Raw genomic sequence first — 9351 nt, 5'->3', positions numbered from 1 at the left:
GATCGGCGGCGCCGACCTGAGCCTGCTCGTCGGTCGCAACGGTGAGGTCCTGGAGGCGCTCCAGGAGCTGACCCGGTTGGCCGTCTACCGCGAGACCGGCGAGCGCTCGCGCCTCATGCTCGACGTCGGTGGCTACCGCGCCGAGCAGCGCACCCGCCTGGTAGCGCTGGCCGAGAAGGCGATCGCCGAGGTGAAGGAGAACGGCGAGTCGCTGTCGCTCGAGCCGATGAGCGCGTTCGAGCGCAAGGTGGTCCACGACGCCGTCGCGGCCGCTGGCCTCACGTCCGAGTCCGAGGGCGCCGAGCCGAAGCGTCACGTGGTGATCCTTCCCGCGTGAGCGACAACGTTTCACGTGAAACCACCGGGGCGACCAGCCCCGGGCCGGACGTCGCGCCGACACCACCCTCCGTGCCCGATGGGGCGCGGGGGGTGTTCGCGTCGGACCGGATGGACCTCGCGGTCCGCTTCACCGAGCTCCTCGCTACCGAGGGCGTGCTCCGCGGGCTGATCGGTCCCCGTGAGGCCCCCCGCCTCTGGGACCGGCACATCCTCAACTCCGCGGTGCTGGCCGAGGCCATCCCCCAAGGCGCCACCGTGTGCGACATCGGCACCGGCGCCGGGCTGCCCGGAGTCGTGGTGGCCATCGCGCGCCCGGAAGTGCGGATGACGCTGGTCGAGCCCCTCCTGCGGCGTACGACCTTCCTCGAGGAGGTCGTGGCCGAGCTCGGGCTGGAGCACGTGACGGTCCGGCGCGCTCGCGCCGAGGAGCTGCACGGCAGTGCCACCTTTGATGTCGTGACCTCGCGCGCCGTCGCTCCCCTCGAGCGGTTGCTCGGGTGGTCCATGCCGCTCGTCGCGCCGACGGGCGCGCTCCTGGCGATGAAGGGCCGGTCGGTGCACGACGAGATCGCCTCCGCGCAGGAGTTCCTGGCGAGGTGGCGGTGCGGTGTCCCAGAGGTGTTCGAAGTGGGGAGGGACGTCGTGGACCCGCCGACCACCGTGGTGCGGGTGCCGTGGGCGGACCCGAGCCGGATAGGTTGGCCCCTTGCCCGTGAAACCCAGCGGCCCCGACAGCGTCGTGACCAGCGTGCAGCACAGTGAGAGGTGTTCTGAGTTGACCGGAGATCCCACCGAGAACGTGGGTTGGCGGACGGCGGACACCGACCCTCGCGAGTTTTCCACCGCTGAAGCCACCCCCTCTGAGCGCGACTATCCACAGGCAGGCCCGGTTCATCCACAGGCTGGTAATGTTTCACGTGAAACAGGTGGGACCGACGGTCCACGTGAAACACGTCCTGCGTGGCAGGTCCGCACCGCTGCCGACATCGCGGCCCAGGACGACACGATCCAAGACCACGGCACCCCCCTGGCCCGAGCGGCGCAACACTCGGTGCTCGCGAGGTCGGGCGGCCTGCGCCGTCAGGGAGTGCCGCGCCCGGGCGCGACGCGCGTGATGGTCGTGGCCAACCAGAAGGGTGGCGTTGGCAAGACCACCTCCACGGTCAACGTGGCGGCCGGCCTCGCCCAGCTCGGCCAGAAGGTGCTCGTCATCGACCTCGACCCGCAGGGCAACGCGTCCACGGCGCTTGGTGTGGACCACCACCGCGGCGTGCCGTCGACGTACGACATGCTCGTGGACGGGCAGCCGCTGGTCGACGTCATCACCGAGTGCGCCGACCTGCCGGGCCTCTCGGTGGTGCCCGCCACGATCGACCTGGCCGGAGCCGAGATCGAGCTCGTGAGCGTCGTGGCCCGCGAGCAGCGCCTGGCCCGCGCCATCAACGCCCACCCGCTCGTCGGAACGGCCGAGGAGGTCGGGGAGGACCGGTTCGACTACGTCTTCGTCGACTGCCCGCCCTCCCTCGGGCTGCTGACGCTCAACGCGCTGGTCGCCGGGCGGGAGATGTTCATCCCGATCCAGGCGGAGTACTACGCACTCGAGGGCCTCGGGCAGCTCCTCGAGACGGTGGAGATGGTGCGCCAGCACCTCAACCCCCAGCTCGTGGTGTCCACGATCCTGCTCACCATGTACGACGCCCGCACCCGGCTCGCGGCCGGTGTGTCGGACGAGGTGCGCAGCCACTTCGGCGGACAGGTCCTCAAGACGGCGGTGCCGCGGTCCGTGCGCGTGTCCGAGGCCCCGTCCTACGGACAGACCGTGATGACCTACGATCCGGCCTCGGCGGGAGCGCTCTCCTACCTGGAGGCCGCCCGTGAGATCGCGAGCAAGGGAGCCCCGCAATGAGCACCCCACGCCGTTCTTCTCCGCTGTTCTTCTCCCCCGGACAACGCCGTAAGGACCCCGCATGAACGCCAACCCTCCGCGGCGTGGACTCGGCCGAGGACTGGGCTCGCTGATCCCCACCGCTCCGAGCCAGCCCGCTCCGACCCCCGACGCCGAGACGTCCCCGGCGTCGGGCCCGCCCCACGGCACGGAGGCTCCTGCACCCACGGGTGCCGACGCGGCGATCGCGGGCGGTGTCGTCGCCGGCGCCTACTTCGCCGAGCTGCCGATCGGCCAGGTGCGGCCCAACGCCCGCCAGCCGCGCCACGTCTTCGAGGAGGAGGCGCTCGCGGAGCTGGTGCACTCGATCCGCGAGGTCGGCCTGCTCCAGCCCGTCGTCGTACGTCAGACGGGTGCGGACTCCTACGAGCTGATCATGGGCGAACGCCGCTGGCGCGCGTCCCAGGAGGCCGGCCGCGACACGATCCCCGCGATCGTCCGCGAGACCGACGACAACGACATGCTCCGCGACGCGTTGCTGGAGAACCTCCACCGCTCGCAGCTCAACCCGCTCGAGGAGGCGGCCGCCTACGGCCAGCTGCTCGAGGACTTCGGATGCACCCACGAGGAGCTGGCCCAGCGGATCGGACGCTCCCGTCCCCAGATCTCCAACACGCTGCGCCTGCTGAAGCTGTCCCCGCCCGTGCAGCGGCGGGTCGCTGCCGGCGTGCTCTCCGCCGGCCACGCCCGAGCCCTCCTGAGCGTGGACGACGCGGCCGTGCAGGACAAGCTGGCGGCGCGGGTCACCGCCGAGGGCATCTCTGTGCGCGGCCTGGAGGAGATCGTCTCGCTCGGGGTCGAGTCCGAGGACGCACCCCGTGCGACGCGCAACAAGCCGGTGGCTCCAGGCCTGGCTGAGCTCGCCGACCGGCTCTCCGACCGGTTCGAGACCCGCGTGAAGGTCGACCTCGGCAAGGCCAAGGGGAAGATCACCGTCGAGTTCGCCAGCCTCGACGACCTGCGGCGCATCGTCGACATCATGGACCCGCGCAACCGCAGCGACCGCCCGATCTGAGAGCGGCAGCCGAGCAACGCGCTCCGGCGCGCACCCCTCCGCAGCGATAAGTCGACAAAACCACAAAACGACCTGTCGACAGATCTACCTAGCGCTTTGTCGCTTTGCACGCTTCTCGGCACGCTTGCGGGCCCGCTCGCGCTTCTCGGCGGCGTCGAGGGCGATGGCCTCCTGGAGCGTGGGGGCCGTGCCGCCGTGGGAGGCGGGCACCCACCAGGCGCCCGGAGGCTGCTCGGCGGCCGGGTAGGCGGCGATGGCGTCGCCCAGCATCGCCGACATCCGCGCGTGCAGCTCGGCCGTCTCCGCGACCGGGTCGGCACCGGTCACGTGTAGGGGCTCGCCCACGTGGATGGCGATGGTCTTGCCGCGGGAGAAGTCACGCGGGTGGTCCTTGGTCATCATCCGCTGGGTGCCCCAGAGGATGACGGGGACGATGGGTACGCCGGCCTCCGCCGCGATGCGTACGGCACCGGTCTTGAAGTCCTTGAGCTCCATCGCCCGTGAGATCGTCGCCTCGGGGAAGATCCCGACGGCCTCTCCCTTGCGGAGGTAGTCGACGGCCGTGTGGAAGCTGGCCACTCCCTCGCCGCGGTCGACCTCGATGTGGTGCAGCGAGCGCATGAGCGGACCGACCCACCGGTGGTCGAAGAGCTCGCGCTTGGCCATGAAGCGCACCAGCCGTCCCGAGGGGTTGGCCGCGAACCCGCCGTAGATGAAGTCGACGTAGCCGATGTGGTTGTAGGCCAGCAGGACGCCACCCTCGCGCGGCACGTGCTCGGTGCCGGTCATCTGGAAGCGCTGGCCCAGGGCGCGGAATGCCGTCTTGGCAGTGACGATGATCGGGGGGTAGGTCACGTCGCGCATGGGCCAGAGCCTAGGGTCCCCCGACCCACGCGGCGAGCGTTCGTGATGGTCGACTCACGCCCTCGGGTCAGCGGCGGGTGGCGAGGAAGTCGGCGATGCGGCCGATGGCCTCCTCCAGCACGCTCGCCTCGGGCAGCGTCACGAGCCGGAAGTGGTCGGGGGCGGGCCAGTTGAAGCCCGTGCCGTGGGTGACGAGGATCTTCTTGGCACGCAGCAGGTCGAGGACGAACTCCTGGTCGTCCTCGATCGCGTAGACCGCGGGGTCCAGGCGCGGGAAGCAGTAGAGGGCGCCCCGCGGCTTCACGTTGGTGACGCCCGGGATCTCGTTGAGGAGCCGGTGGGCGAGCATCGACTGCTCGTAGAACCGCCCGCCGGGGCCGATGAGCTCCTCGATCGACTGGTAGCCACCGAGGGCGGTCTGGATCGCGTGCTGGGCCGGGACGTTGGCGCACATGCGCATGTTGGCGATGAGGGTGAGGCCCTCGAGGAAGTCGGTCGCGATCTCCTGGGGACCGGAGATCATCACCCAGCCGGCGCGGTAGCCGCAGACGCGGTAGGCCTTCGACAGTCCCGAGAAGGTCAGGACGAGGACGTCGTTTCCGCCGAAGGTCGCCGCGTGGTGGTGCTCGGCGTCCTCGAAGAGGATCTTCTCGTAGATCTCGTCGGCCATCACCACGAGCTCGTGGCGCCGGGCGATGTCGACCAGCCCCCGGACCGTCTCGGCGCTGTAGACGGCACCGGTGGGGTTGTTGGGGTTGATGATGACGAGCGCGTGCGTGTTCTCGGTGATCTTGGACTCGATGTCGACCAGGTCGGGGTTCCAGTCGTCGTCCTCGTCGCAGCGGTAGTGCACCGGGATGCCGCCGGCCAGCGTGACGGCACCGGTCCAGAGCGGGTAGTCGGGCGCCGGCACGAGGATCTCGTTGCCGTCGTCGACGAAGGCCTGCAGCACCATCGAGATCAGCTCGGAGACGCCGTTGCCGATGAAGATGTCCTCCACGCCCACGTCGCGGAGGCCGTGCGACTGGTAGTAGTGCATGACCGCGGTGCGCGCCGACCAGATGCCCTGCGAGTCGGCGTACCCCTGTGACTGCGGCAGGTGGTGGATCATGTCGGCGAGGATCTGCTCGGGCGCCTCGAAGCCGAAGGGTGCGGTGTTGCCGATGTTGAGCTTGAGGATCCGGTAGCCCTCGGCCTCGAGCCGCTGTGCCTCGACGAGGATCGGCCCGCGCACGTCGTAGCGGACACCTTGCAGCTTCTTGCTCTGTCGGATCGGGCGCACACCCCATCCTCTCAGGCGCCGGACGCGACTACCCTAGGGATCGTGTCCCGCAAGACCGCACGCCTGACGGTCGACCACCTCGCCGAGCTGCCAGACCCGGTGCGCTCGTGCCTGTTCTGGGAGCTCGGGCCGGTCGATCGGGCGCGGCTCGACGAGCGCGAGCGCATCGCCGAGAAGGAGAGCTGGCTCTCGACGGTCCTGCGCGACTGGGGCTCGTGCGGTCGCGTCGTCCGCGTCGACGGCCGGACCGCCGGCCTGATCATCTATGCCCCCGCCGCCCGGCTGCCGGGGGCAGCCGCCCTCCCGACCGCGCCGTCGTCCCCGGACGCCGTCGTCGCGGCGACCGCCTGGATCGATCCGGCCCACCGCGGCGGCGGTCTCGGCCGGATGCTGGTGCAGGCCATGGCGGCCGACCTCGTCGAGCGCGGTCAGACGGCGATCGAGGCGTACGGCGACACGCGCGGTCGCTCCCACGGGTGCGTGCTGCCGGCGGAGTTCCTCGGCAGCGTGGGCTTCAAGACCCAGAGGGCACACCCGACGACGCCGCGGATGCGGATGGAGCTGCGCACGGCCCTGAGGTGGAAGGACGAGGTCGAGCTGGCGCTCGAGCGGGTCTGGGGTGTCGTACGCCCCACGCAGAAGGCGACCCGCCCGATCGGATCGGTGCGGGCCGCCTCAGGCGATCAGCTCTAGATTTCGACGCGTCCGTCGCGGCTTCGTGCCTCAGCCGCGGGACTTGCTCAATCTGGCCACGCCCACGCAGTGCGCGCGAGCGCGCCCTGCTGCGTGTCTCAGATGAGCCCCTCGAGCTCCTTGAGCAGCGCGGCCTTGGGCTTGGCGCCCACGATGGACTTCACGACCTCGCCACCCTGGTAGACGTTGATCGTCGGGATGCCGGTGACGCGGTAGGACGAGGGGGTCACGGGGTTCTCGTCGACGTTCATCTTGAGGAAGGTGAGCTTCTCACCGTGCTCGGCGTTCAGCTCGTCGAGGATCGGGGCGACCTGGCGGCAGGGGCCGCACCACTCCGCCCAGAAGTCGACCAGGACGGGCTTGTCGGACTTGAGGACCTGCGCCTCGAACTCGGCGTCGGTCACAGCGGCGATGTTGGCCACGGCGGTTGCCCCTTTCATGGGTGTCAGAAGTCAGTTGTCTCGGGGGACATCCAGTCAACACCACCCCCCGGACGGATGTTCCCGGCACGTGAGGCCGGAGTGCCCAGTGGCTCATTGGCGAAGTGACTACATGGTGAAGTATGTTCACGACATGCTCGCACCCACCGTCGTCGTCGACCGCGTGCTGCACCTCGCCACCCTGGTGCAGGCCGACCTCGCTCGCTTCGAGCGCGAGCAGGGCCTCACGACCTCCCGCGTGCACCTGCTCTGGGTGCTGGGGGAGACGGGCCCGACGACCCAGCAGGCGCTGGCCCGGGCGCTGGGCGTGACGCCGCGCAACGTGACCGGCCTCGTCGACGGTCTCGTCGCCAGCGCGCACGTCACCCGTGAGCCGCACCCCGACGACCGCCGGGCCACGCTCGTCACCCCGACCCTCCTGGGGTCGCGCACCATCGCGGACATGGTGACGTCCCACGCCGACCTGGCGCAACGCCTCTTCGGCGACGTGCCGGCCGCACGGCTGACGACCTTCAGCGAGGTGCTGGAGGAGACGACCAGCAGGTTCGCCCGGCTGATGGAGAAGGCGTGAGGCAGCTCCTGCGTCGCGTGCTGCCCGTCGCTCGCGACCTGCTGGTGACCGAGCTCGCGCTCTACGCCCAGCTGCTGCGCTGGATTGCCCGGCGCCCCGACGTGCCGGCAGGGGCCACGCCCATCCCCTATGCCCGGATGGCGACGCCGGTGGTGTGGCTCTTCATCTTCGGGTCGACGGTCGAGGTGGTGGCCTTCGACCTGATCCTGAGCCGGTGGCTGACCTTCCTGCGGCTGCCGTTCCTGGTGCTGGGGATCTGGGGCGTCGTGTGGATGCTCGGCCTGATGGCGTCCTACCGGATGCGGCCGCACCTCGTCACCGAGGACGACCTCCACGTGCGCAACATGGCGCGCACCGACGTCGTCGTACCCCTGGCCGCGATCACGCGCGTGCAGGTCACCGACACCGACGTGGGCGGGATCCGGTCGGTGCGGATCATCGACGACCGGCTGCTGGTGCTCGTCTCGGGTCGCACCAACCTCCAGCTCACGCTGGCGGAGGGTACGACGCTCGCGACCGCCCACGGACCCACGACCCCCGCGACCGTCGGTCTCTGGGTCGACGAGCCGCGCGAGGTGGCGGAGCTGCTCAGGCGCCGGCGGTCTGCACCTGCTCGGTGATCTCCTCGACGGTCGCGGCGGCGTCGCCGGCGCTCGAGGCCTCGTGGTCCAGCGCGGCGATGAAACGCTCGGCGTCGAGGGCGGCGGCGCAGCCGGTGCCGGCGGCGGTGATCGCCTGGCGGTAGTGGTGGTCCACCAGGTCGCCGGCGGCGAACACGCCCGGCAGGTTGGTCCTGGTCGAGGGGTGGTGGACGAGGACGTAGCCGTCGTCGTCGAGGTCGACCTGGCCGGTCAGCAGCTCCGAGCGCGGGTCGTGGCCGACCGCGATGAAGAGGCCGGTGACGTCGAGCTGCCGCTCCTCGCCGTTGGTCGTGTCGCGCAGGGTGATCGACTCGAGCTTGTCGGCGCCGTTGATCGCCGCGACCTCGGAGTTCCAGACCATCTCGAGCTTGGGGTCGGCGAAGGCGCGCTCCTGCATGATCTTGGTGGCGCGCAGCTCGTCGCGGCGGTGGATCAGGTAGACCTTCGAGGCGAAGCGGGTGAGGAAGGTGGCCTCCTCGACCGCGGAGTCACCGCCGCCGACCACGGCGATGGCCTGCTCGCGGAAGAAGAACCCGTCGCACGTGGCACACCACGAGACGCCGCGGCCGGACAGCTCTTCCTCGCGGGGCAGCCCGAGCTTGCGGTAGCTGGAGCCGGTCGCGAGGATCACCGACCGCGCGGTGTAGGTGTCGGTGGCCGTCTTGACGACCTTCACGTCACCGGTGAGGTCGACCTCGACGATGTCGTCGGAGACCAGCTCGGCGCCGAACCGCTCGGCCTGGCCGCGCATCTCGTCCATCAGCGCCGGGCCCATGATGCCGTCGCGGAAACCCGGGAAGTTCTCCACCTCGGTGGTGTTCATCAGCGCACCGCCGGCGGTCACCGAGCCCTCGAAGACGAGCGGCTTCAGCGCTGCACGGGCTGCGTAGACAGCGGCCGTGTAGCCCGACGGCCCCGAGCCGATGATGATCACGTTGCGCGTGTCGGTGGTCTCGCTCATGGGCTGGGTCACTCCTGCTGGGATCGGGTGCGGTGTACGACGTGCTCAACCGATCGTAGGCCAGCGTTCTTCCCGCGGAGGAGGTGACGCGGGACCCGCTCGGATCAGGGCAGCGGGAGGACGAGCGTGCGGACGGGCTCGCCGTTGCCGCACACGAAGACCGCGACCTCCTGGGCGTCTCCGGAGCGCGGCTTGTAGACGATCACTCCAGGCTGGCCGTCGACCTCGGCGGCGAGTCGGCGGCCCGGACCGATGCCGAGCACGCAGAAGGCATCCGGCTCCTCGGGAGCGACCAGGGTGCTGCGGCGCGCTCCGACGTCCGGGCGCAGGGCGAGGAGCTCCTGGTCGAGGTCGGCGTCGGCCGTGGACACGGTCGGGACGGCGGACGCGTCCTGCTTGGTCTGCGGGGCCATCTCCCGGCTGTCGCTCGCGCCGCCCCCGGCGTCGGAGCCGCCGGAGTCGTCGGAGTCGTCGGAGAGCCCCCGCTCCTGCCCGGTGGCCGTGTCGCCGCCGGCCGCGGAGCTCGTGGCGGCGTCGTCGCTGCCCGACATGCGGGGCAGCGCCTGGCCCACGGCCACGCCGGCGACCACGACCGCGGCC

12 protein-coding genes are annotated in these 9351 nt (G+C 70.7%); 7 read left to right on the top strand and 5 right to left on the bottom strand.

From position 1 onward, the window contains the following. The 4 genes from JWN97_RS12495 to JWN97_RS12480 all read left to right on the top strand — a co-directional run. On the top strand, positions 1-337 hold a 337-nt coding region (locus JWN97_RS12495), incomplete at its 5' end, for a R3H domain-containing nucleic acid-binding protein (protein ID WP_297622990.1). 92 nt (positions 338-429) lie between these two features. After that, the gene (gene rsmG / locus JWN97_RS12490; protein ID WP_297622988.1) at positions 430-1101 is read left to right on the top strand and encodes a 16S rRNA (guanine(527)-N(7))-methyltransferase RsmG; all 672 of its coding nucleotides are present in this window, start codon (positions 430-432) and stop codon (positions 1099-1101) included. A gap of 325 nt (positions 1102-1426) precedes the next feature. Further along, positions 1427-2245 (top strand): ParA family protein, encoded by an 819-nt coding sequence (locus JWN97_RS12485; RefSeq protein ID WP_363321288.1) that lies wholly within the window; start codon positions 1427-1429, stop codon positions 2243-2245. Positions 2246-2306: 61 nt separating this feature from the next. Then, positions 2307-3299, top strand: a complete 993-nt coding sequence (locus tag JWN97_RS12480; protein ID WP_297622986.1) for a ParB/RepB/Spo0J family partition protein — start codon at positions 2307-2309, stop codon at positions 3297-3299. A gap of 84 nt (positions 3300-3383) precedes the next feature. Here the strand turns inward: JWN97_RS12480 and JWN97_RS12475 are convergent, their stop codons facing one another. Both JWN97_RS12475 and JWN97_RS12470 read right to left on the bottom strand, forming a co-directional pair. Beyond that, positions 3384-4163: a lysophospholipid acyltransferase family protein gene (locus tag JWN97_RS12475; RefSeq protein WP_297622984.1), complete on the bottom strand. Its 780-nt coding sequence runs from the start codon at positions 4161-4163 to the stop codon at positions 3384-3386. Between the two features lie 67 nt (positions 4164-4230). Beyond that, positions 4231-5445 (bottom strand): pyridoxal phosphate-dependent aminotransferase, encoded by a 1215-nt coding sequence (locus JWN97_RS12470; RefSeq protein ID WP_297622982.1) that lies wholly within the window; start codon positions 5443-5445, stop codon positions 4231-4233. 42 nt (positions 5446-5487) lie between these two features. Between JWN97_RS12470 and JWN97_RS12465 the strand changes: the two genes are divergently transcribed. Then, positions 5488-6138 carry a GNAT family N-acetyltransferase gene (locus JWN97_RS12465; RefSeq protein ID WP_297622980.1) on the top strand — a complete coding sequence of 217 codons (651 nt, stop codon included), beginning with the start codon at positions 5488-5490 and terminating at the stop codon, positions 6136-6138. 98 nt (positions 6139-6236) lie between these two features. On the opposite strand, the gene trxA is transcribed toward JWN97_RS12465, so the two are convergent. Further along, entirely contained in the window at positions 6237-6578 is a 342-nt protein-coding gene (gene trxA / locus JWN97_RS12460; RefSeq protein ID WP_297622978.1) for a thioredoxin, read from the bottom strand. Positions 6579-6711: 133 nt separating this feature from the next. On the opposite strand from trxA, the gene JWN97_RS12455 reads away from it, so the two are divergent. Then, positions 6712-7149 carry a MarR family transcriptional regulator gene (locus tag JWN97_RS12455; protein ID WP_297622976.1) on the top strand — a complete coding sequence of 146 codons (438 nt, stop codon included), beginning with the start codon at positions 6712-6714 and terminating at the stop codon, positions 7147-7149. Next, positions 7146-7769, top strand: coding sequence for a hypothetical protein (locus JWN97_RS12450; RefSeq protein WP_297622974.1), 624 nt, complete (start codon positions 7146-7148; stop codon positions 7767-7769). Before JWN97_RS12455 ends, JWN97_RS12450 begins: the two co-directional genes overlap by 4 nt. On the opposite strand, the gene trxB is transcribed toward JWN97_RS12450, so the two are convergent. Next, positions 7738-8751, bottom strand: a complete 1014-nt coding sequence (gene trxB / locus JWN97_RS12445) for a thioredoxin-disulfide reductase (RefSeq protein WP_297622972.1) — start codon at positions 8749-8751, stop codon at positions 7738-7740. The two genes, JWN97_RS12450 and trxB, sit on opposite strands and share 32 nt — an antisense overlap. 104 nt (positions 8752-8855) lie before the next feature. After that, positions 8856-9351: hypothetical protein (locus tag JWN97_RS12440; RefSeq protein WP_297622970.1), on the bottom strand; the 496-nt coding region annotated here is incomplete at its 5' end.

Origin of the sequence: Nocardioides sp. (genome assembly GCF_025965415.1) — a bacterium.
In the GTDB taxonomy this organism is placed as follows: Bacteria; Actinomycetota; Actinomycetes; order Propionibacteriales; family Nocardioidaceae; genus Nocardioides.
Note: the sequence above shows the minus strand (reverse complement) of the source record. Positions and strands in the feature narration are given on the sequence as shown.